Annotated in this window: 21 protein-coding genes and 1 other annotated feature; of the genes, 19 read left to right on the plus strand and 2 right to left on the minus strand. The window is 42.4% G+C overall.

Annotated elements, in window-relative coordinates:
• Positions 1 to 139: 139 nt before the first annotated feature.
• The gene (locus ACSLGF_RS16825; RefSeq protein ID WP_099727803.1) at positions 140 to 625 is read right to left on the minus strand and encodes a hypothetical protein; all 486 of its coding nucleotides are present in this window, start codon (positions 623 to 625) and stop codon (positions 140 to 142) included.
• A 242-nt stretch (positions 626 to 867) separates the two neighbouring features.
• Between ACSLGF_RS16825 and hemA the strand changes: the two genes are divergently transcribed.
• From hemA to ysxE, 8 genes are all read left to right on the plus strand, one after another.
• On the plus strand, positions 868 to 2,235 hold the full coding sequence (gene hemA / locus ACSLGF_RS16830; RefSeq protein ID WP_456007370.1) for a glutamyl-tRNA reductase: 1,368 nt from the start codon (positions 868 to 870) through the stop codon (positions 2,233 to 2,235).
• 7 nt (positions 2,236 to 2,242) lie between these two features.
• Positions 2,243 to 3,073, plus strand: coding sequence for a cytochrome c biogenesis protein (locus tag ACSLGF_RS16835; protein WP_099727801.1), 831 nt, complete (start codon positions 2,243 to 2,245; stop codon positions 3,071 to 3,073).
• 37 nt (positions 3,074 to 3,110) lie between these two features.
• On the plus strand, positions 3,111 to 4,046 hold the full coding sequence (gene hemC / locus ACSLGF_RS16840; RefSeq protein ID WP_456007313.1) for a hydroxymethylbilane synthase: 936 nt from the start codon (positions 3,111 to 3,113) through the stop codon (positions 4,044 to 4,046).
• Positions 4,043 to 4,834 carry a uroporphyrinogen-III synthase gene (locus ACSLGF_RS16845; protein ID WP_456007314.1) on the plus strand — a complete coding sequence of 264 codons (792 nt, stop codon included), beginning with the start codon at positions 4,043 to 4,045 and terminating at the stop codon, positions 4,832 to 4,834. The genes hemC and ACSLGF_RS16845 overlap by 4 nt, the downstream gene beginning before the upstream one ends.
• On the plus strand, positions 4,831 to 5,802 hold the full coding sequence (gene hemB, locus ACSLGF_RS16850; RefSeq protein ID WP_456007315.1) for a porphobilinogen synthase: 972 nt from the start codon (positions 4,831 to 4,833) through the stop codon (positions 5,800 to 5,802). Before ACSLGF_RS16845 ends, hemB begins: the two co-directional genes overlap by 4 nt.
• 27 nt (positions 5,803 to 5,829) lie before the next feature.
• The gene (hemL, locus tag ACSLGF_RS16855) at positions 5,830 to 7,122 is read left to right on the plus strand and encodes a glutamate-1-semialdehyde 2,1-aminomutase (protein ID WP_456007317.1); all 1,293 of its coding nucleotides are present in this window, start codon (positions 5,830 to 5,832) and stop codon (positions 7,120 to 7,122) included.
• A gap of 321 nt (positions 7,123 to 7,443) precedes the next feature.
• On the plus strand, positions 7,444 to 8,748 hold the full coding sequence (locus tag ACSLGF_RS16860; RefSeq protein WP_456007319.1) for a LysM peptidoglycan-binding domain-containing protein: 1,305 nt from the start codon (positions 7,444 to 7,446) through the stop codon (positions 8,746 to 8,748).
• Between the two features lie 37 nt (positions 8,749 to 8,785).
• Positions 8,786 to 9,817, plus strand: coding sequence for a spore coat protein YsxE (ysxE, locus tag ACSLGF_RS16865; RefSeq protein WP_099727795.1), 1,032 nt, complete (start codon positions 8,786 to 8,788; stop codon positions 9,815 to 9,817).
• A gap of 67 nt (positions 9,818 to 9,884) precedes the next feature.
• On the opposite strand, the gene ACSLGF_RS16870 is transcribed toward ysxE, so the two are convergent.
• The gene (locus ACSLGF_RS16870) at positions 9,885 to 10,073 is read right to left on the minus strand and encodes a hypothetical protein (protein WP_003216497.1); all 189 of its coding nucleotides are present in this window, start codon (positions 10,071 to 10,073) and stop codon (positions 9,885 to 9,887) included.
• A gap of 169 nt (positions 10,074 to 10,242) precedes the next feature.
• Positions 10,243 to 10,472, plus strand: a binding site (T-box leader).
• 59 nt (positions 10,473 to 10,531) lie between these two features.
• On the opposite strand from ACSLGF_RS16870, the gene ACSLGF_RS16875 reads away from it, so the two are divergent.
• The 11 genes from ACSLGF_RS16875 (at position 10,532) to minD (ending at position 22,158) form a co-directional block, all read left to right on the plus strand.
• Positions 10,532 to 13,174, plus strand: coding sequence for a valine--tRNA ligase (locus ACSLGF_RS16875; RefSeq protein WP_327924893.1), 2,643 nt, complete (start codon positions 10,532 to 10,534; stop codon positions 13,172 to 13,174).
• Between the two features lie 65 nt (positions 13,175 to 13,239).
• On the plus strand, positions 13,240 to 14,544 hold the full coding sequence (locus ACSLGF_RS16880; RefSeq protein ID WP_456007372.1) for a bifunctional folylpolyglutamate synthase/dihydrofolate synthase: 1,305 nt from the start codon (positions 13,240 to 13,242) through the stop codon (positions 14,542 to 14,544).
• A 147-nt stretch (positions 14,545 to 14,691) separates the two neighbouring features.
• Positions 14,692 to 15,423 (plus strand): prepilin peptidase, encoded by a 732-nt coding sequence (locus ACSLGF_RS16885; protein ID WP_456007322.1) that lies wholly within the window; start codon positions 14,692 to 14,694, stop codon positions 15,421 to 15,423.
• Between the two features lie 163 nt (positions 15,424 to 15,586).
• Positions 15,587 to 16,600 (plus strand): SPOR domain-containing protein, encoded by a 1,014-nt coding sequence (locus ACSLGF_RS16890; protein WP_456007324.1) that lies wholly within the window; start codon positions 15,587 to 15,589, stop codon positions 16,598 to 16,600.
• Between the two features lie 177 nt (positions 16,601 to 16,777).
• Positions 16,778 to 17,347 (plus strand): Maf family protein, encoded by a 570-nt coding sequence (locus ACSLGF_RS16895; RefSeq protein WP_456007326.1) that lies wholly within the window; start codon positions 16,778 to 16,780, stop codon positions 17,345 to 17,347.
• A gap of 47 nt (positions 17,348 to 17,394) precedes the next feature.
• Positions 17,395 to 18,069: a RadC family protein gene (gene radC, locus ACSLGF_RS16900; RefSeq protein ID WP_456007374.1), complete on the plus strand. Its 675-nt coding sequence runs from the start codon at positions 17,395 to 17,397 to the stop codon at positions 18,067 to 18,069.
• Between the two features lie 90 nt (positions 18,070 to 18,159).
• Positions 18,160 to 19,182 carry a rod shape-determining protein gene (locus ACSLGF_RS16905; protein WP_456007328.1) on the plus strand — a complete coding sequence of 341 codons (1,023 nt, stop codon included), beginning with the start codon at positions 18,160 to 18,162 and terminating at the stop codon, positions 19,180 to 19,182.
• A gap of 17 nt (positions 19,183 to 19,199) precedes the next feature.
• Entirely contained in the window at positions 19,200 to 20,099 is a 900-nt protein-coding gene (mreC, locus tag ACSLGF_RS16910; RefSeq protein WP_099727790.1) for a rod shape-determining protein MreC, read from the plus strand.
• Positions 20,096 to 20,614: a rod shape-determining protein MreD gene (mreD, locus tag ACSLGF_RS16915; RefSeq protein ID WP_256498851.1), complete on the plus strand. Its 519-nt coding sequence runs from the start codon at positions 20,096 to 20,098 to the stop codon at positions 20,612 to 20,614. Before mreC ends, mreD begins: the two co-directional genes overlap by 4 nt.
• A 54-nt stretch (positions 20,615 to 20,668) precedes the next feature.
• Positions 20,669 to 21,352, plus strand: coding sequence for a septum site-determining protein MinC (minC, locus tag ACSLGF_RS16920; RefSeq protein ID WP_456007330.1), 684 nt, complete (start codon positions 20,669 to 20,671; stop codon positions 21,350 to 21,352).
• 2 nt (positions 21,353 to 21,354) lie between these two features.
• Positions 21,355 to 22,158: a septum site-determining protein MinD gene (gene minD, locus ACSLGF_RS16925; RefSeq protein ID WP_017358134.1), complete on the plus strand. Its 804-nt coding sequence runs from the start codon at positions 21,355 to 21,357 to the stop codon at positions 22,156 to 22,158.
• Positions 22,159 to 22,287 lie beyond the last annotated feature (129 nt).

Consider the following 22,287-nt stretch of genomic DNA (forward strand, 5'->3'; position numbering starts at 1 on the left):
CACTCTTGTCCCCATAGAAAAAAACACCTCCACGTCTTATTTCGGATAACAACGATCCGTTTTCAAACTTGAAGGTGTTTTTTATTTGTCTCACTTTATGGGGTCAGTCCCATGAGCAGATGCCTTTTTATTGTATAAGTTATTTCCTTTTTAAAAATAATAAGAGGAGACTGACTGCAATCAGTACATAGGGCCAGTACAATTCAAAGCCGGAAGTAGGGATAGAGAGTGAGCTAAGCTGTTTTGTAATTTGCTGAAAGAAATAAAGAAACAGACCGAGTGCAATTAAAGCAACACTTTCTATACGGTATTCCTTTTTCTGAGATGATTTCATCAAAAGCGCAAGGCCGACGATGAACACAATCATCGTAAATGTGTCTGGCCAATGGTCCAATTTCGGCTGAAGGATAAAGTGTAGCGCAAGGCCTGTCATGAGCATACCGATAAACACATGAGAGGTTTCCTGCTCCTTTTTTCCTTGATATAAGAAAGCAAGGCCAAAAAGCAGTACAAGTGTATACCATTTCTCCTGGTCCTTCCAAATGTCAAATTGACCTCCTGAGAGAATGGCATATAGCGCTACAGCCAGCAAAGTGAGCGGCAGCAAAATGGATTTCTTCTTCAAAGATGTCACCTTCTTTTAAGCAGATCATTTGTCCGCACACGCCAAATCTGGTAAATTGCTTGAAGTGATGATATGGCATAATCGATGTCGAACATTTTTCTACTATATCACAACATTTTTGAAATCTGTTCACAATTTTTATCCAGTTAAAAATGAATATATGTTATAATCATTATAAATAATAAATTCTATATTATAATTATTATAAATTAGACAGGGCGTTGGGGGTGCAAGCTGAAGTTATGCATATTCTTGTTGTGGGTTTAGATTATAAAACAGCCCCTGTTGAGATACGGGAACAGCTGAGCTTTGAACCGAGCGAGCTCGGAACAGCGATGTCCAAGCTTAAAGAAGAAAAAAGCATTCTAGAGAATATCGTCATCTCAACATGTAATCGAACAGAGATCTACGCAGTTGTAGATCAGCTTCATACTGGCCGGTTTTATATAAAAAGATTTTTAGCAGATTGGTTCGGTTTAGAAAAAGAGGATGTCTCTCCATATTTAAAGTTTTATGAAAACGATGGAGCGGTTGAGCATTTATTCCGTGTGGCCTGTGGACTTGATTCCATGGTGATTGGTGAAACACAAATACTCGGTCAAGTGCGTTCCAGCTTTAAAACAGCTCAAGAGGAGAAGACGATTGGTACCGTTTTCAATTATTTATTTAAGCAGGCGGTCACCGTTGCAAAACGCTCTCATGCGGAAACAGATATTGCGTCTAATGCTGTGTCTGTCAGCTATGCAGCTGTCGAGCTTGCCAAAAAAATCTTTGGACGTCTTTCTGATAAGCATGTCCTTATTCTTGGTGCGGGTAAAATGGGCGAGCTTGCAGCACAAAACCTTCAAGGCCAAGGAATTGGTCAGGTGACGGTCATCAATCGAACGTATGAGAAGGCAAAAGAATTGGCCGGACGTTTTTCAGGAGAGCCTAAAAGCTTAAACCAATTAGAAAAAACATTATCTGAAGCGGACATTGTGATTAGCTCGACTGGTGCTAAACAATTTGTCATTACAAAAGAAATGGTCGAAAGTGCGAATAAAAAGCGGAAAGGCAGACCCCTATTTATGGTGGATATTGCAGTACCCCGCGATTTAGATCCCGTCATTTCTGAAGTGGAAGGTGCTTTTTTGTATGACATTGATGACCTTGAGGGCATTGTGGCAGCCAACTTAAAAGAGCGCCGTGCAGTGGCTGAGCAGGTTGAACTCCTCATTGAAGCAGAAATTGTGGAATTTAAGCAATGGCTTAATACACTTGGTGTTGTTCCTGTCATTTCTGCTCTAAGAGAAAAGGCGCTCACGATTCAAGCGGATACGATGCAAAGCATTGAACGAAAGCTTCCAAACCTCTCACACCGTGAAATGAAGCTGTTAAATAAACATACGAAAAGCATCATTAATCAAATGCTGAAAGATCCTATCTTAAAGGCAAAAGAAATTGCCGGGGAGCCGAATGCAGAAGAAAAACTTTTACTCTTTAAAGAAATCTTTGATTTACAGGTTGAAGATGAAGAGCAAAAGGCAGAGCCTGTACAGGTAGAGCAAGGGTCATTTCAGCTGTTTAAACCAAATATGGCACAAGGCTTTGCTACAGTTGCCAGTGAGTGATTAAGCGATGATGGAACCCATTGTAGCGAGACTCAACGAAGCGACGATCTTGATCTATGCACTCAGTGTCTTGTTCTATTTCATAGATTTTCTTCAACACAACCGGAAGGCTGGAAAAATGGCTTTCTGGTTGCTTTCTATTGTCTGGCTGCTGCAAACAGTCTACATGTTCTATATTATGATGGAAACAGACCGATTCCCTGTGTTGAATGTAGCAGAGGGGTTATATTTTTATACGTGGGTGCTTGTGACACTTTCACTTGTCCTCACAAAAGTATTGCGCGTTGAGTTTATTGTCTTTTTTACAAATGTGATTGGTTTTTCCATGATGGCGATTCACACCTTTACACCATCTGATCTCCATTCGGCGGAACTAGCGGGGAAGCTGACGAGTGAACTGCTCGTGATTCATATTACGATGGCCATTTTATCATACGGTGCCTTTTCTCTTTCATTTGCTTTTTCGCTTCTCTATCTCTTTCAATATCGTTTGCTGAAAAAGAAAAAATGGGGAAAATGGCTTCTGAGAATCGAAGACTTATCAAAGCTTGATCATATGGCCTACGTGTTAAATATTATTGGTGTACCAATGCTCTTGCTTAGTTTAATTCTCGGCATTATTTGGGCATATATTTCGTATGATACGTTGTACTGGACAGATGCAAAGGTGCTTGGTTCGTTTATTATGCTGTTTTTATACGGCTTTTACTTATATATCAGATTGGTGAGAAATATGCAGGGCAAAATCGTGGCACGTTGGAATGTCGCTTCATTTCTTGTGCTGATGATCAATTATTTTCTGCTTGGTAGCTTATCAACCTTTCATTGGTTTCAATAATGATGAGTCTTAAGGGCTTTGTCGGGAGGAAGACGTAATGCGTACAATTAAAGTAGGTTCTAGACGAAGTAAGCTTGCGATTACACAAACAAAATGGGTCATTCAAAAGCTGTCTGAACTAAACCCTTCTTATTCTTTCGAAATAAAAGAAATTGTAACGAAGGGTGATCAAATTTTAGATGTGACCTTATCAAAGGTTGGCGGAAAAGGACTGTTTGTCAAAGAGATTGAACAGGCGATGCTGAATCATGACATTGATATGGCGGTGCACAGCATGAAAGATATGCCGGCCGCTCTTCCGGAAGGTTTAGTCATTGGCTGTATTCCTGAGCGTGAGGATGTGCGGGATGCCCTTATTTCGAAGGATCATCTCCGTCTTCATGAACTGCCAAAGGGAGCCATTGTGGGAACGAGCAGCTTACGGCGCAGTGCGCAGCTTCTTCAGGAGAGACCAGATCTTGAGATTAAATGGATTCGAGGAAACATCGATACAAGACTTGAGAAGCTGAAAAATGAAGAATATGATGCCATTATTCTAGCTGCTGCCGGCCTGTCCAGAATGGGATGGAGCAAAGAGGTCGTGTCGGAATTTTTATCTCCTGATACTTGCCTGCCTGCCGTTGGACAAGGCGCGCTCTCGATCGAATGCCGCGGAGATGATGAAGAGCTATTGCAGCTTCTGGCTCAATTTACGAATGAATATACGAAGAAAACGGTCCTCGCTGAAAGAGCTTTTCTCAAGCAAATGGATGGCAGCTGCCAAGTGCCGATCGCTGGTTACGCGACGATGAATGAGCGTGATGAAATTGAACTGACGGGTCTTGTGGCATCTGCTGACGGGCACACGATTATTAGAGAAACCGTAACAGGCATTGACCCTGAGGCAATTGGTACAGCGTGCGCGAAGCAGATGGCTGATAAGGGAGCAAAGGGTTTGATCGACAAGGTGAAAAAGGATTTGTCCTCTCGATGACCTTAGCCAAATCGCTTCACGGGCAGACAGTGCTTGTCACTCGAAATGAACGTCAAGCGGGTGTGTTTCAGCAGAAGATTGAAGCGCTGAACGGTCATGCAGTTTTAACCTCTCTTATCAGGTTTGAGCCTACGCTCACAAAAGAAAAAGCGAAGGCATTTTTAAAAGACTTAGAAGCAAGCCAATGGCTTGTTTTCACGAGTGTGAATGGTGCGTCTTTTTTTCTCAGTTATATAGAGGAGCATCATTTACATAAGAGCTTATCCCACTTGAAAGTGGCTGCTGTAGGTGAAAAAACATCCGCCTATCTTAAGCAGCACGGCTTCAAGGTGGATGTGGTCCCAGAACGATTTATAGCGGAAGAGCTGGCAGATGCCTTACTTGACCATGTGCTCCCAGGAGAGCGTGTTTTTGTAGCAAAAGGCCACCTGTCACGAGATGTGGTGAAGCAAACCTTCGTTCCGCTTGGCATAGAAGTAAAGGAATGGATTTTATATGAAACAGTCAAGGATGAGGAGGGAATTGCCGCCCTCAAATCGGCAATGATGGAGCAATCATTTGATTTTATTACATTTACGAGCTCATCCACTGTTCATTCATTTATGCATGCCATGGAGGCAGATGTAGCGAAGTTCGCTGCATCTGACACTTGTTTTGTGACGATAGGTCCTCTTACAAAAGAGGCACTGCTTCAATACGGGATATCATCAGAAACCCCAGATATTTATACGATAGACGGGATGCTTGATTTGATGTGCCATCTATCTGAAAGGAAGTTGAACCAATGATGAAATTTAATAGACACCGCAGATTGCGTACAAGCGCAGGAATGAGAGAACTAGTCAGAGAAACTTTTTTAAGACCATCTGATTTCATTTATCCGATCTTTTTTGTTGAGGGAGAAAATGTCCGGAAAGAAGTACCTTCCATGCCGGGTGTATATCACATTTCGGTGGATATTGTGAAAGAAGAAGTCCAAGAGCTTGTGGATCTTGGCATTCAATCCATCATTGTATTTGGTGTACCAGATCATAAAGATCATGTGGGCAGTGAGGCGTATCACGATCATGGCATTGTTCAAAGAGCAACGCTTGAGATCAAAAAGCATTTCCCTGAGCTTGTTGTCATTGCAGATACTTGCTTATGCCAATATACAGATCATGGACATTGCGGAATCGTTGAAGATGGCGAAATTTTAAATGATGAATCTCTTCAGCTTTTAGCAAAAACAGCTGTTAGCCAAGCGCGTGCAGGTGCAGATATCATCGCTCCTTCAAACATGATGGATGGCTTTGTTATCGCAATCCGTGAGGCACTTGATGAAGCTGGCTTTATTCATGTGCCTGTGATGTCATATGCCGTGAAATACGCAAGTGCTTTTTACGGTCCGTTTCGTGATGCAGCGCATAGTACACCGCAGTTTGGAGATCGTAAAACGTATCAAATGGACCCTGCAAACCGTTTAGAGGCACTGAGAGAAGCGCAATCTGACGTCGAAGAGGGGGCTGACTTCCTGATTGTCAAACCATCTCTTTCTTATTTAGATATTATGCGTGATGTGAAAAATGAATGTACACTACCTGTTGTCGCTTACAATGTGAGCGGAGAGTATGCAATGGTCAAAGCCGCAGCTCAAAATGGCTGGATTTCTGAAAAAGAGCTTGTACTTGAAATGCTGACAAGCATGAAACGTGCAGGAGCAGAGTTAATCATTACGTATCATGCAAAAGATGCGGCAAAATGGCTCTCAGAATAAAGAACGGATAGACAGGAGGACGTTGAAATGGGACGTAGCTATGAAAAATCTAAGCAAGCATTTGAAGAAGCGCAGCATTTAATGCCTGGTGGTGTCAACAGCCCCGTACGTGCATTTAAATCAGTCAACACAGACCCGATTTTTATGGAGCGAGGCAAAGGCGCAAAGATATACGATATTGACGGAAATGAATACATCGATTATGTCTTATCATGGGGACCGCTCATTTTAGGACATACGAATGACCGTGTTGTTGAAAGCATTCAGCGAGTAGCTGAACATGGTACAAGCTTCGGTGCTTCTACTTTAGTTGAAAATGAGTTAGCTAAGCTTGTATCAGAACGAGTTCCTTCCATTGAGGTTATTCGGATGGTCAGCTCTGGAACAGAAGCGACAATGAGTGCGCTTCGTCTAGCACGCGGCTTTACAGGCAGAAATAAAATTGTGAAATTTGAAGGCTGCTATCATGGCCATGGTGATTCTTTACTGATTAAAGCGGGTTCAGGTGTGGCAACACTTGGGCTTCCAGATAGTCCTGGTGTTCCTGAAGGTACTGCAAGCAATACGATCACAGTTCCATACAATGATTTAGAAAGCATTCAAGTCGCTTTTCAAGAATTTGGAGACGATATCGCAGGTGTCATTGTAGAACCGGTTGCAGGAAATATGGGCGTTGTTCCTCCGCAAGAAGGTTTCTTGCAAGGACTGAGAGACATCACTGAGCAATACGGATCTTTACTCATTTTTGATGAGGTCATGACAGGCTTCCGTGTAGATTATCACTGCGCGCAAGGCTATTTTGGCATCACACCTGATCTGACGTGCCTTGGTAAAGTCATTGGAGGCGGTCTCCCGGTCGGCGCTTATGGCGGAAGAGCGGATATTATGAGACAAATTGCGCCAAGTGGTCCGATCTATCAAGCAGGAACGTTATCTGGTAACCCTCTTGCGATGACTGCCGGCCTCGAAACATTAAAACAGCTGACACCTGAGTCTTATGAAGAGTTTAGACGAAAAGGGGATCGACTGGAAGAAGGAATGTCGAAAGCAGCGAAAGCATATGGTATTCCATTAACGTTTAACCGTGCTGGTTCCATGATCGGATTCTTCTTTACAAATGAACAAGTCATCAATTATGACAAAGCGAAAACAGCTGATCTTGATTTATTCGCTGAATTTTACAAGGAAATGGCTGATCACGGCATCTTCCTTCCACCTTCTCAATTCGAAGGACTGTTCCTATCAACTGCTCATACGGATGAAGACATCGAATATACGATTGAGACAGTGGAAAAGGTTTTTCAAAAACTACGTCGATAAACAGAAGCCGATATGGAGACATATCGGCTTTCATCATTGACAAAGGGCTGCTTTTAGCACTTTGTTTTCCTTTCAGCGTGAATGAAAACCTTTGAAGTCTAGGAAGGTCGAGCACAGGAGCGGAGCGAATTGACATTCGTGAGCACCAGCGCGCAGATCTGACAACGAATGCGAGGGTTTGTCTACACGCTGGAGCCGATATGGAGACATATCGGCTTTTTTGCGTTGGAGAAAACCAATCATATTTTCACCGCCTCCCGCATACACCTGTATTGACATCTAATTTTATTTTGAAGGATTAGATGAAAGGAGGACACCGACTTGTCTCAAAACAATCGATTACAGTTTTCGGTAGAAGAATCCATTTATTTCAAAAACGGACAGGAAGTCAGTGAGCTGCTGTCAATTTCTCTCGATCCTGACATTCTCGTTCAAGAAGTGAATGATTATGTTTCCATTAGAGGTTCACTCGAGCTAACAGGAGAATACAACATAAATCAAGAGGAGCAATTGGGTGAATCCAGTTCCTATGCATCATACAGGCAAGCTGATGAGGTGAAGGTAAGAGAGGACGGAACAGCCGAGCTTCTGCATCAATTTCCAGTTGATATCACCATCCCTAAGAACAAAATCAGTCATTTAAATGATGTGTTTGTGTTTATTGATGCGTTTGATTACCAGCTGACAGAAAGCCGTTTGCTCACCATTCAGGCTGATCTAGCGATTGAGGGTCTGTTAGATGAAGAAACGCCTCAAGTGCCTGTAGAGGAGCCCTATGAATTTGTCCATCGTACTGAAGAGGAATATGGCGATGTGACCTATGAATATCAGGCGCAGCCGGAACATGAGGAACAAGAAGAGCTGCAAAGCGATGAACGTCAGGACTATGAGGAACAGGCTGCATTACAAATTGACGACGCACGCACCGAACAAGAAGATCAGGAAGAAGAGGAAGAAATTGAAATAGAGCTGTTGAGTATGGAAGAAGAGGAAGAGATGGAAGAATTGGAAGAACGGGAAGAACTGGAAGAACGAGAAGAACCGGAAGAACCGGAGGACCAAGCAGAAGCAGTGGCACTTGGTTATCGCTCCTTCCCCGAAGCTCAGGTGCAAGAGCCGCCATTTTTTGAACCGCCTAAGCTATTAGAAGAAGAGGAGCGAGATGAGACGTTCTTTGAGGTGGAAGTGAGAAAAGACCCTGAAGCAGCTGAAGAGCAAGAAGAAACGGTTCCGGCTTATCCGGCATTTGAACCACCTGCTTATCATATGGAGACGGTGCAGGAGGAGCGGGATGACACTTACCAAATAGAGCGATTATATGAACGGGAAGAACCAAAGGTGTATGAGTCTGCCCAAGAAGCGGAGGAGCCTGAAAATGAAGTAAGAGAAACGTCTGGCAGTGAGAATTCTCTTTATTTAACGAAGCTGTTCGCTAAGCAGGAGGAGGAAGATTTTTCTCGCATGAAAATTTGTATAGTTCAGCAGGAAGATACGGTCGATCGTATTTGTGAGCGATATCAGTTGAATGTGCAGCAGCTCCTTCGAACGAACTCATTATCGGTCGATGCGGAGCTTGAAGAAGGGCAGATTCTTTATATTCCTGAATATCAAAAAAGCAATGCATAGCAAGCGATGACCGACCGAGAAAATGTGGTGAGTGAACGTGGATGAAATTCAATCTGTCCTATACGAATACGGGCTTGAGGCTGAATACATTGAACCTGTCAGTCCTGCTGTCGTCAAGGTGTATACAAAGCAGGGTGTATTTGCACTAAAGCGAGTAAAAGCAAATCGACAAATGCAGTTTACAGAGCAAATGCTTGAATTAGAATCAAAAGGTTATCGCTCCTTTGTGCCGATTTATCGGACGAAGAGCGGTTCCTTTTTCTCAAGTCATCGGGAAAGCCAGTACGCATATTATCTCATGCCATGGCTGACGAATGAAAAGAGAGAAGAGCAGGACGATAAACATGAATATTTATTTCAAGAGATTGCAAGACTTCATAAACGAACTGAAGTGATGATGGACATCACAGAGCAAGAAATTGAAGCTCACTACACACAAATCAAGGCCAAATGGGAAACAGAGAAAGACATGTATGAACGATTCATAGAGCGGGCAGAGCAAACTTGGTATATGTCGCCATTTGAGCTGGCCGCTGCTATGTATTTTTCAGAAGCTATGTCTGCCAGTGAATTTGCGCTTGAACGATTAGAGGATTGGCACGAGGAAATGAAAGATCAAGAGACAACACGTGTTGTGTTAAATCATGGACAATTATCGATCCATCACTTTTTGTATAATGATGTAGGAACAGGACATTTCACCAACTTTGAGCGGTCCAAAAAGGCCGCCCCCATTTATGACCTTCTGACCTTTTACTTTCGGACATTCAAAACCTATCCTACGTCTTGTCCTGAATGCACTTCCTTGTTTTATACGTATCAAAAAGGAAATCCCCTTCGGGAGGAAGAGCTTCATTTGTTCTTAAGCTACCTTGCTTATCCGCAAGGTCTGTTTGATACGGTGAAAGCCTATGAAGCAGGCGGGCAGGATGAGATGGAAAGCTGTCAGCAGCTGTTAAGAGCGTATTGGCAAATGAAAAATTCAGAGCCGACCGTCATGAAGATTCACGAGATTGAGCAGGCTAGACGCCTTGAAGAAGAACAAAACGCCTCGTCATCAGCAGAATGACGAGGTGATTTTGTGTTGGCTTTATCATTTCTCTGTAAAGGAATGACCGATACATAAGCGTGAGTTTTTAAAACCAATCAAGGTGAAAGGCACAAGCGAGAAAAATAAGAATACCTAGGATGAGGACGTCAAATGTTGTGGGGAAAATGATCGTGCGAAACCCTTGAAATATGGCGATCGGGAGAACGACTTGGGAGGCAACTGCCCGAATTTGTCTAAGCCAGGGGGGAAGTGTGTAAGGATTGATCTTCTTCAAAATCAAACGCCCTCCTTCTTCATTTTGTTATTATCATATGGGCAATGAAGCGAAGGGTGCCTGCCCAATTTGTATAAAGCAGAAGAAAAGCGGAAAAGATGATTGACGAAAACAAAAGGCATTTAGTAATATTAATAAAAGATGAGTATGTGCTGATGAACGTGATATATCGTAAGCGTGGACCAGGAAGAGTACGAGCAAGACCCTAAAGAGAGGGAAACCAATAGCTGAAAGGTTTCCTAGGATGCACTTGTTTGGAAGGTCGCCTGTGAGCTTAATTTCTTGAATGAACAAGTAGAGAAATTCGGGAGAACCCCGTTATCCTTTAGAGTGTACGGGACACGTGTATGTGTTCCGTGAAAAAAGGTGGTACCGCGAAAAAGCTTTTTCGTCCTTTTATAAGGATGGAAAGGCTTTTTTTATGTTTCATCAGCCGAAAAAATGTGGAGGTAACACAAATGGGAACAAATAATCAAGAAATGCCAACAAAGTACGATCCAAATGCGATTGAAAAAGACCGCTATACGTACTGGCTTGAAGGGAAATTCTTCGAAGCGCAAAATGACAAAACGAAAGATCCATATACAGTCGTCATTCCTCCACCAAACGTGACAGGAAAATTGCACCTTGGCCATGCATGGGATTCAACACTTCAAGACATCGTGACGCGCATGAAACGGATGCAGGGCTTTGACGTTCTATGGCTCCCAGGTATGGACCATGCCGGTATTGCCACTCAAGCAAAGGTAGAGGCAAAGCTTCGCGAAGAAGGCGTGAGCCGTTATGACCTCGGACGCGAAAAGTTTGTGGAAGAAACGTGGAAGTGGAAAGAAGAATATGCAGATTTTATTCGCAGCCAGTGGGCGAAAATGGGTCTTGGCCTAGATTACTCGCGTGAACGTTTTACATTAGATGAAGGTCTGAATAAAGCTGTTCGCCAAGTGTTTGTCCAATTATATGAAAAAGGGCTTATCTATCGCGGCGAGTACATCATTAACTGGGATCCAGCAACAAAGACTGCACTTTCTGATATTGAAGTGATTTATAAGGATGTTCAAGGGGCGTTTTATCACTTGAGATATCCGCTGGCAGATGGAACAGGTTCAATTGAAATTGCGACAACAAGACCTGAAACAATGCTTGGAGATACGGCAGTAGCTGTGCATCCTGAAGACGAACGCTATCAGCATTTGATTGGAAAAACAGTCATTTTACCAATTACAGGACGTGAGATCCCAATCGTCGGTGATGACTATGTCGATATGGAGTTTGGTTCAGGGGCTGTGAAAATTACACCTGCTCATGACCCGAATGATTTTGAGCTTGGAAACCGCCATGAGCTAGAGCGAATTCTTGTCATGAATGAAGATGGCACAATGAATGCAAATGCGCTGCAATACAAAGGAATGGACCGCTTCGAATGCCGTAAACAGCTGGTGAAAGATTTACAAGAAGAAGGCATTTTATTCAAAATTGAGGATCATATGCATTCAGTTGGTCATAGTGAGCGAAGCGGAGCTGTAGTTGAACCATATTTATCTACACAATGGTTTGTGAAAATGCAGCCGCTGGCGGATGAAGCCATCAACCTGCAAAAAGGTGATGACCAAGTCCAATTTGTTCCGGATCGATTTGAAAAGACGTATTTACACTGGATGGAAAATATCCGTGACTGGTGTATTTCTCGTCAGCTATGGTGGGGACACCGCATTCCGGCTTGGTACCATAAAGAAACGAAAGAAGTATACGTTGGACTGGAAGCGCCAGAAGATATTGAGAACTGGGAACAAGATAACGATGTCCTTGATACATGGTTTAGTTCAGCGCTTTGGCCATTCTCTACAATGGGCTGGCCGGATGCAGACAGTGAAGACTTCAAGCGCTACTATCCAACAAACCTGCTTGTAACTGGCTATGACATCATTTTCTTCTGGGTATCTCGTATGATCTTCCAGGGTCTTGAATTCACAGGAGAAAAACCGTTCAAAGATGTCCTTATTCATGGGCTCATCCGCGATGAACAAGGGCGTAAAATGAGTAAGTCGCTTGGCAACGGAATTGATCCAATGGAGGTCATCGACAAATACGGTGCGGATTCATTAAGATATTTCTTAGCCACTGGAAGCTCACCAGGTCAGGATCTTCGCTTCAGTTTTGAAAAGGTTGAATCCACTTGGAACTTTGCGAACAAAATTTGGAACGCATCCCGTTTTGCTTTAATGAATATGGATGGTTTAACGTATGATGAACTTGATTTGACAGGTGAAAAATCAGTTGCTGACCAATGGATTTTAACCCGCTTAAATGAAACGATTGAAAGTGTCACACAGCTTGCTGACAAGTATGAATTCGGCGAAGTTGGCAGACATTTATATAACTTCATTTGGGATGATTTCTGTGATTGGTATATTGAGATGGCGAAGCTTCCGCTTTATGGAGAAGATGAAGCTGCGAAGAAAACGACTCGTTCGATCCTTGCGTATGTCTTAGATCAAACGATGAGACTTCTTCATCCGTTTATGCCGTTCTTAACAGAAGAAATCTGGCAGCATCTTCCGCATGAAGGTGAGTCCATTACCGTTGCGAAATGGCCTGAAGTGAAGCCGGAGCTTTCAAATGAGCAAGCTTCTGCTGACATGAAGCTGCTCGTTGAACTCATTCGCTCTGTTCGTAACATTCGCAGTGAAGTAAACACGCCAATGAGCAAGCAAGTCGAGCTTTACATCAAAGCATCCACATCTGATGTTCAGGAGCGTTTAGAGAAGAATCGTTCATATATTGAGCGCTTCACGAATCCAAGTGTTCTTGAAATTGGCACAGATGTCCCAGCTAGTGATAAAGCGATGACGGCTGTCATTTCTGGAGCAGAACTCATTCTACCGCTTGAAGGCTTAATCAACTTAGATGAAGAAATTGCTCGTCTGCAAAAAGAGCTTGATAAGCTGACAAAAGAAGTAGAACGAGTACAGAAAAAGCTTGGCAACGAAGGCTTTATGAAAAAAGCGCCTGAAAGTGTCGTAGAAGAAGAGCGTGCGAAAGAACGTGATTATGTCGCAAAACGCGAAGCTGTTCAAAAGCGGATTGAAGAGCTGAAAGCATAATGTTGAAAAGACGGCTCCTAACGGAATGGAGTCGTCTTTTTTGAAAATTTCGTATGAAAAGAGAGATGACATTGTTTACAACCTATCATGAAGCCATTGAGTGGATTCATAGCAGACTGGCCTTTGGCGTAAAACCAGGTCTTGAAAGAATGAAGTGGCTAATGAACAGACTAGGCCATCCAGAACAAAAAATAAAAGCGGTGCATGTTGCTGGTACAAATGGAAAAGGATCAACGATTGCGTTTACTCGTTCCGTTTTACAAGAAGCCGGCTATTCAGTTGGAACTTTCACCTCTCCGTTTATTTTAACGTTCAATGAACGAATCAGCGTAAATGGAGCGCCTATTCAGGATGAAGAATGGCTGAATTTGGTGAATGAGATAAAGCCTTATGTTGATGAATTAGATGGAACAGAGCTTGGCGCAGCAACAGAATTTGAAATCATTACAGCATGTGCATTTGCTTATTTTGCCCATGTGCGCCAAGTAGACTTTGTCCTATTGGAAACAGGGCTTGGCGGAAGGCTTGATTCAACAAATGTTGCAGTGCCGATCTTAACGGCCATTACGTCAATTGGCCATGACCATATGGCGATTTTAGGCGACACACTTGAACAGATTGCAGCTGAAAAAGCAGGCATTATAAAAGATGGTATTCCCATGATCACGGCTGTTCATCAACGAGAGGCACTAGCTGTCATTCAAAACGCTGCAATAGAAAAGAATGCCGTATGCATCTCGTTACATGATACATGTACCTTTGATCAGCAGCAGCCGACAGAAACAGGTGAACGTTTCACGTTACGCACCCCAAAAAGGCAGTATCCAGAGCTTGAAACAGGGTTAATTGGAACGCACCAAAGGCAAAATGCATCTCTTGCCGTTCTATTGATTGAATGGCTGGAGCAAGAAGGCCATATCAGCGTGACAGAAGAGCATTTGTATGAAGGGATTCGGCAAGCAGTATGGGCTGGGAGATTTGAAAAGGTCAAAGATCATCCTCCTGTCTATCTCGACGGTGCTCATAATGAAGAGGGGATGGACCGTTTAATCGAAACCGTACAAGCTCATTTTTCCAGTAAACAGATGCATGTATGTTTTAGCGCTTTAAAAGATAAGCCGTACAAACAAATGATTGAAAAGCTTGAAGCCATTAGTTCTTCTATTCATTTTGTTTCGTTTGATTTTCCAAGAGCTGAATCAGCGGAAAAGCTTTATGCATGTAGTCATTTAGAAACAAAATCGTATGACGATGACCCTCGTGCAGTGCTTGAATGGATTCAGAAAAAAAGCGGTGATCCCTTGGCAATTATACTTGTCACTGGCTCCCTTTATTTTATTTCAGATATACGAAATCGTCTTATAGGGTAATGAAAAGACGCAAATGGCTACTATGCCATTTGTGTCTTTTTCTTTTGATGTGTAGAAGAGGGATAAAATCATATTTTCACTAGGTGCTCAACGTAACTGGCTATGGTACAATCCGGTCTATCTTATCCCCGGAAGGAGCCACTGAATATGATTGACATTTTTGTGTTTCTTGCAGGCATCACCATGGGATCGTTTTTTCATCTAGTTGGTGAAAGACTGCCAATGAAGCGGTCCATACTCTTTCCGCGTTCTCACTGCGGCATTTGTAAACAGCCACTTTCTCTGTATGAAATGATTCCGCTCGTTTCGTATATTGTATTGAGAGGGTCGTGTAAACATTGCAGCACCCGATTGTCTTTGTTATATCCAATGATTGAGCTGCTGTCAGGCAGCCTTTTTTTGCTCATTTATAGGAACGCTGGTTTTTCGTTTGAAGGCCTTTTTCTTGTGATTCTTTGTAGTTTATTCGTGATTGCTGTCGTGAGCGATCTTCTTTATATGAGGGTACCAAACGAGCTGTTTCTCTTCTTTTTTCCTCTATTCGTCATATACCGCACGCTAGAACCATTTCTTATTTGGTGGGAAGGAGCGGCTTCTCTGCTTTTTTGTTTTCTCTTATTTTATAGTTTAGATCGTTTTAAGCCAAACAGCATGGGAGGGGCTGATATGAAGCTGTTCGGTGTGCTTGCGTTTTGCTTTGGTTTAAAGGCATTCCTCATCATTCTTTTCCTCTCATCTGTCGGCGGAATGGTCTATGCGAAGGTCTTTTCCTTTCGATTTGACGAGCCATTTCCCTTTGTTCCTGCGATCGCTTTTTCTTTTTGGTTTTATCTTTTTGGGTCTCATGTCTTAAGCCCATTCAGCGGATTATTTGGGTGAAAAAATTGGCGAACACTTTTTTAACCTGCCGACAAAAGTCTTGTTCTTTTTTTTATCTGCTATGTTAAAGTGTGAAACAGAAAGAAGGACGGGTTAAATTCGCACTGATTCATTGGACAAAAAGGTCTTTCTTACAAACAATGTCAGAAAGCGGGGAATGACAATGAAAAAAAGGCAGGCAAAAAAACAAGGGTTAAAGGTCAATATTAATGGCAAGGAAGAAATGCTTCATGAAGAAGATCATCAGCCCAAAAAACAGCAAGAGGATCATGTGACGTTTTCGAATTGGGAGGAAAAGAGGAAATCAGAACAGGAGACAGCTGCTTCACAGGAAGATCCATCTAAACCAAAAGAAGAAGATTTCCAGTGGGACGATGCAGCTGATCATATTTACCACTCTGATCCAAAGGTCGTCACGCCTTATCAAAAGAAAAAAGGCTCATTTGATCAGAAGTTCAGTAAAAACCGCGGTCCCTTCAAGAGAGTGATGACAACGATTGTATTTGCAGTGGTTCTTGGGACAGGCCTCGGCGTGTTTGCACTAAGCTTAAGCAAAGACGGTTCAGCAAATCCGTCAGGCGGTGACCATGTCAGTGTCTCAGCATCCGGAAACCAATCTGCGATGAAAGCCGGAGGTGATGCGCCGCCAGCGGCGGGAGATACAGATGAATCAAAAGAGAACAAAGGTGAAAAAAGTGTCTCTGGCAGTTTTTCAACTTTTGTCGTACAGGCTGGAAAGTTTTCCTCTGAAAAAGGAGCAGATGACTTGGTTACCAGTTTAAAAGATGCAGGATATGCGGGGAAAAAGGTTTCAATGGATGATGGATATTATGTGATTGCTGGGCTTGCAACAGAACAAGGCATGACAAGTGCTGTTGGGAAGAAGCTAATCGATCAGCACTTTGAAGCATGGGGCGGTAAGGAGCTCTCATTTCAAGTGCCAGATGAGCTGACTGGTTTAATAGAGAAGGCTTCTGTATTATCTTCAAAGGTGATTGCAGGGGATGAAGTAGAGAAAAAGGAAGTCACGCAGCTGATCTCTGAGCTGGAAAGTGCCAAAACAACTGACGCATCAGCTAAAAGCAGTTTGCTGAAAGCGGTGCAACTGTTAAATGACCCAACGGCTGAAAATGGGTGGAAATCTCAGCAAGCGCTGCTTGATCAATTAAATACGTAAAATCATTTTTTAAGAGAGCAAACTAGTCAAAAAATGACTAGTTTTTTTCTTTTGCATCCAACATAATGATGAAGGAACATGAAAAATGAATTTTCGTAAATTGTCGGTAAGATGTACATTTGATAGGATGAATGGGTATCTTACTTCTTAGGCTAAACCCTGAAAGGATGAACGAACATGAACCAATTGATTCTCGCATCTCAATCACCTAGAAGAAAAGAATTGCTTGATCTAGCAGGGTTTTCTTATGACATTCAAGCAAGTCACTTAAAAGAAGAAATAAATCGAAACCTTTCGCCTGCTGAGAACGTCCAATGGTTGGCAGAACAAAAAGCAAATGATATTCAAAAAATACATCCCAAAGCTGTGATCATTGGTGCAGATACGATTGTTGCAATTGACGGCAAATGTCTTGGGAAACCAAAAGACAAGGAAGAAGCGGCCACAATGCTTCAATTATTGTCAGGAAAGACACATCAAGTCTTGACTGGTGTCACGATTCAGTCAGAGAATAGAAAAGAAACATTTTATGAACAGACAGAAGTGACATTTTGGACGCTTACGCAAAATGAAATCAACCGCTATATCGAAACGGGCGAACCGCTTGATAAAGCGGGAAGCTACGGCATTCAAGGGAAAGGCGCACTGTTTGTTCAAAAAATAGACGGTGATTATTTTTCCGTTGTAGGTCTCCCTATTGCCAAAACAGTTAGAGTGCTTGAAACATTTGGAATCACCCCTTTTTGATGACGGGAAGGAATTCAAAAGGAGTGTTCATCATTAACCATTTCCCTATGTTGCTTAAGCATTTCCCTCATGATGAAAAACCGCGAGAACGATTTATCAAATATGGTCCAAGCAGTTTATCAAATCATGAACTTGTCGCGATCCTTTTTAGGACAGGCACAAAAAAGGAATCTGTTCTTCAAATTTCCGCAAGACTTCTGCAAACATTTGGAGGCCTTCGTTCTGTGAAAGAAGCTTCTATTGAAGAACTGTCGAAGATTCGAGGAGTTGGAAAAGCGAAGGCGATCTCTCTTTTAGCTGCGTTAGAACTCGGCACTAGATTACACCATCAAACGACGGACAACCGTTATGTCATCCGCACGCCAGAGGATGGGGCGAACTTTGTGATGGAAGATATGAGATTTTTGACGCAGGAAAATTTCGTTTGTCTTTATCTCAATACAAAAAATCAAGTTCTTCATAAACATACTGTGTTTATTGGAAGTCTGAACTCATCGATTGTTCACCCGCGCGAAATTTTCAAAGAGGCTTTTAAACGTTCGGCTGCTTCATTTATATGTGTGCACAACCATCCATCTGGAGATCCGACGCCTAGCAGGGAAGATATTGAAGTCACAAAGCGACTTTTTGAATGTGGAAAGCTGATTGGAATACAGCTGCTTGATCATCTTGTCATAGGTGATCAAAAATTTGTGAGTTTGAAGGAAAAAGGGTATTTGTAACACTTTTTTTTTCGATGTTTTACGATATAATAGAGTTTATGAGTTTTTCCCTAAAGGGAATTTTGGTTTAAGAAAGGAAGATACATACATATGTTTGGAATTGGTACAAAAGACCTTGGAATAGATCTTGGAACAGCGAATACGCTTGTTTTTATTAAAGGAAAAGGAATTGTTGTGAGAGAACCTTCGGTCGTAGCTTTGGAAACTGATACGAAGTCTATAGTGGCGGTCGGAAATGACGCTAGAAACATGATTGGCCGTACACCTGGTAATGTTGTCGCACTTCGCCCAATGAAAGACGGAGTCATTGCTGATTACGAGACGACAGCAAAAATGATGAAATATTACATTAATCAAGCACTTAAAAACAAAGGGCTATTTGCTCGTAAACCCTACGTGATGGTATGTGTGCCATCTGGTATTACAGCTGTAGAAGAGCGAGCAGTCATTGATGCAACAAGACAAGCTGGTGCACGTGACGCATACCCTATTGAAGAGCCATTTGCTGCGGCAATCGGTGCTAACCTGCCTGTATGGGAGCCAACAGGAAGTATGGTTGTGGATATTGGCGGCGGTACAACAGAAGTGGCCATTATTTCACTTGGCGGCATTGTGACTTCTCAATCGATCCGTGTTGCAGGAGATGAAATGGATGATGCGATCAGCAGCTATATTCGTAAAACGTATAATCTGATGATCGGTGACCGTACTTCAGAAGCGATTAAAATGGAAATCGGTTCTGCACAGCCAGACGTGCATGATGAGATGGACATTCGCGGACGTGACCTTTTAACAGGTCTGCCAAAAACGATCTCTATTACGGCAGAAGAGATTGCAAAAGCGCTTCGCGATACGGTGGAAACAATTGTTGATGCGGTAAAAGCCACTCTTGAAAAAACGCCACCTGAGCTGGCAGCAGATATAATGGATCGCGGAATCGTTTTAACAGGCGGCGGTGCATTGCTGCGTAATCTTGACAAAGTCATTAGCGATGAAACGAAAATGCCAGTCATTATTGCTGAGGACCCACTTGACTGTGTGGCGATCGGAACAGGGAAAGCACTAGAACATATTCACTTGTTCAAAGGAAAATCAAAAGATAATCGGGCGTAAATAAAGAGGTGTAAGACATGCCGCAGTTTTTTATGAATAAAAGATTAATGTTGCTCCTTGTCTGTGTCATCGTACTGGTGGCCATGATTGGTTTTTCAGTGAAAAGCGGCAGAGGTGCTTCATGGCCGGAAAAATTAGTGGGGGATACGACAGGCTTTTTTCAAGGTGTCTTTCATAAACCATCACAATTTATTGCCGGTATGTATGGGAACGTACAAGATTTAAAGAACACATATGATGAAAACGAGCGTCTTCGAAAAAAACTTGATGGACAAACCCAGTATGAGGCGAAACTTCAAGAACTAGAAGATGAAAACAAAAAGCTTCGCAAGCAGCTCGGATATGTGAACTCTATTCGTGATTATACGCCAATTCTATCAACTGTTATTGCGAGAAACCCGTCCCTCTGGGATAGTTTTGTGATGATTGATAAAGGGAAAAAACAAGGCGTTGACAAAGATATGGCGGTCACAAATGAGAGTGGTGCGTTAATCGGGAAAATCGAAAGTGATAAGCTCAACAATTTTACTTCGACTGTAAGGTTGCTAAGCTCTACAGACCAAAATAATAGAATTTCAACGAAAATTTTTGCAAAAAAGGGCAAAGAAGAACTCAATGGAATTATTAACGGTTATGACAGCAAGAAAAAAATGCTGACAATGAATATTCTAAAATCCGATGCTGATGGGGATGTCAAAAAAGGAGATCTTGTTGAAACATCTGGAGCAGGGGGCGTATTCCCGCAAGGCTTAACGATTGGTAAGGTGAGTGAAATCGAGCCTGACCATTACGGACTGACAAAAATCATTTATGTAGAACCAGCTGCTGAACTCAACAATTTAGACCGCGTGATTGTTGTGAATCGCAGCACAAGTACGGCAGATGCATCTGAATTGACGAAGGAGGAAGGCTCGTGAAACGTGTCCTTCTTGCTTTCGTCATGTTGTTTATCTTCGTATTTGACAGCATTTTTGTCGATTTAGTGAAGCTCCCATTTGTTTCAGAGAATCAAATTTTAGCACCTCATTTCATCTTACTCGCACTTGTATTTATGACTGCTTTTGTGAATCAAAAATATGGTGTGATTTACGGCTTTATCTTTGGACTTTTATATGATATTTCGTATACAGGCATACTTGGTGTTCATATGTTTGGCTTTGGGGCGCTTTGCTATTTGTTAGCGAAAGCTTTCAAAGTCCTTCAGACGAATATTTTAGTGGTCGTCTTTCTGTCGATGATTGCTGTTTCCGTGATGGAGTTTTATGTGTACGGCGTTCAAGCGACGATTCAACCAGGGATTATGCCTTTTAATACGTATGTCATCGAACGCTTTATTCCAACGATTCTTTTAAATACTGCTGCGTCTCTCATCCTTGTGGTGCCGCTTAGGCTCTTTTTCATCAATGTGAAACAAGGACTGATCGACGAATAAAAGCAGGAGTTTGTCCAATTACGGCGAAATGAGTATGTTGTTGAGGTGAGCATCTTGAAAACTCAAAAACAGCAATATGTGACAATAAAAGGTACAAAAAACGGATTAACATTACAGTTAAATGATGACTGTTCGTTTGATGACCTTCTTTCTGGCTTGCGGGAGGTTCTTTTGCTTGAGCAATATACAGATGGAAGAGAAGGACATAAGGTCAATGTGCATATTAAACTTGGTTTTCGGTATTTAACAGAGGATCAGGAGGAGCGTTTGACTGAAGCGGTGTCTGAGAATGAACATCTCATCATTCATTCCATTGAAAGTGACGTCATGTCAACTGAAGAGGCGAGACGATTAAAAGCAGAGGCTGAAATCACCTCTGTAGCGAAAATTGTACGCTCTGGACAGGTGCTGTATGTCGAAGGGGATCTCTTATTAATAGGAGATGTTAATCCTGGCGGAACCATTCGTGCAGGGGGAAATATTTTTGTGCTCGGTGCATTAAAAGGCGTGGCGCATGCTGGATGCAATGGGAACAAACAAGCTGTTATTGCGGCATCTTATATGATTCCAACACAGCTGCGCATCGCACAAGTTTTTAACCGTGCACCAGATCAAAAAGAAGATGGAAATGAAATGGAATGTGCTTATTTAGATATAGATGGCAATATGATCATTGAACGCCTGCAGCAATTGGCTCATATAAGACCTAATCTGACAAGGCTTGAGGGAGGAATGTGAAATTGGGCGAGGCTATTGTGATTACCTCAGGAAAAGGCGGCGTTGGCAAGACAACAACATCTGCAAACTTAGGCACAGCACTAGCAATTCAAGGGAAAAAAGTGTGTCTAGTTGATACCGACATTGGTCTTCGAAATCTGGATGTCGTGATGGGGCTTGAAAACCGCATTATTTATGATCTAGTCGATGTAGTAGAAGGAAGATGCAAAATCCACCAAGCGCTTGTAAAAGATAAGCGTTTCGAAGATCTTTTGTATCTTTTACCCGCTGCTCAAACAAGCGATAAAACTGCTGTAGAGCCGGAGCAGATCAAAGAATTGATTCAATCATTGAAACAAGACTTTGATTATGTTGTCATTGATTGCCCTGCTGGAATTGAGCAAGGCTTTAAAAATGCTGTATCAGGTGCGGACAAGGCAATTGTCGTCACGACGCCTGAGATCTCAGCTGTAAGAGATGCGGACCGAATCATCGGCTTATTAGAACAAGAAGATATCGAACCGCCTCGTTTAATTGTCAACCGAATTCGCACACACATGGCGAAAAATGGCGATTCAATGGATGTGGATGAAGTTGTACATCATTTATCGATTGATCTTCTTGGCATTGTAGCAGATGATGATGATGTGATTAAGGCTTCAAATAATGGTGAACCTATTGTGATGGATGCTAAAAATAAAGTATCAATTGCGTATCGCAATATTGCTCGCCGCGTACTAGGTGAATCTGTTCCACTGCAATCATTTGAAGAAGAAAACAAAGGGATGTTTGCTAAGCTCAAAGCATTTTTCGGTGTTAGAGCATAACCATTCACGTGAGATGAGACCATTCGATAAGAATCGGTCTCAGATTGTTGACAAAGGGCTTAGCCCTTTGTCTTCTTTTTTTAGCGTGATAGAAAACTAGGAAGGACGAGCACCGGAGCCGAGACCTGC

Source organism: Bacillus sp. A015 (assembly GCF_053851875.1).

What these genes read in the sequence shown, in the direction of transcription:
- hemA (WP_456007370.1), top strand. Translation starts at nt 868, where the DNA reads ATGCATATTCTTGTTGTGGGTTTAGATTATAAAACAGCCCCTGTTGAG.
- ACSLGF_RS16835 (WP_099727801.1), top strand. Translation starts at nt 2,243, where the DNA reads ATGATGGAACCCATTGTAGCGAGACTCAACGAAGCGACGATCTTGATC.
- hemC (WP_456007313.1), top strand. Translation starts at nt 3,111, where the DNA reads ATGCGTACAATTAAAGTAGGTTCTAGACGAAGTAAGCTTGCGATTACA.
- ACSLGF_RS16845 (WP_456007314.1), top strand. Translation starts at nt 4,043, where the DNA reads ATGACCTTAGCCAAATCGCTTCACGGGCAGACAGTGCTTGTCACTCGA.
- hemB (WP_456007315.1), top strand. Translation starts at nt 4,831, where the DNA reads ATGATGAAATTTAATAGACACCGCAGATTGCGTACAAGCGCAGGAATG.
- hemL (WP_456007317.1), top strand. Translation starts at nt 5,830, where the DNA reads ATGGGACGTAGCTATGAAAAATCTAAGCAAGCATTTGAAGAAGCGCAG.
- ACSLGF_RS16875 (WP_327924893.1), top strand. Translation starts at nt 10,532, where the DNA reads ATGGGAACAAATAATCAAGAAATGCCAACAAAGTACGATCCAAATGCG.
- ACSLGF_RS16880 (WP_456007372.1), top strand. Translation starts at nt 13,240, where the DNA reads ATGACATTGTTTACAACCTATCATGAAGCCATTGAGTGGATTCATAGC.
- ACSLGF_RS16885 (WP_456007322.1), top strand. Translation starts at nt 14,692, where the DNA reads ATGATTGACATTTTTGTGTTTCTTGCAGGCATCACCATGGGATCGTTT.
- ACSLGF_RS16890 (WP_456007324.1), top strand. Translation starts at nt 15,587, where the DNA reads ATGAAAAAAAGGCAGGCAAAAAAACAAGGGTTAAAGGTCAATATTAAT.
- ACSLGF_RS16895 (WP_456007326.1), top strand. Translation starts at nt 16,778, where the DNA reads ATGAACCAATTGATTCTCGCATCTCAATCACCTAGAAGAAAAGAATTG.
- radC (WP_456007374.1), top strand. Translation starts at nt 17,395, where the DNA reads ATGTTGCTTAAGCATTTCCCTCATGATGAAAAACCGCGAGAACGATTT.
- ACSLGF_RS16905 (WP_456007328.1), top strand. Translation starts at nt 18,160, where the DNA reads ATGTTTGGAATTGGTACAAAAGACCTTGGAATAGATCTTGGAACAGCG.
- mreC (WP_099727790.1), top strand. Translation starts at nt 19,200, where the DNA reads ATGCCGCAGTTTTTTATGAATAAAAGATTAATGTTGCTCCTTGTCTGT.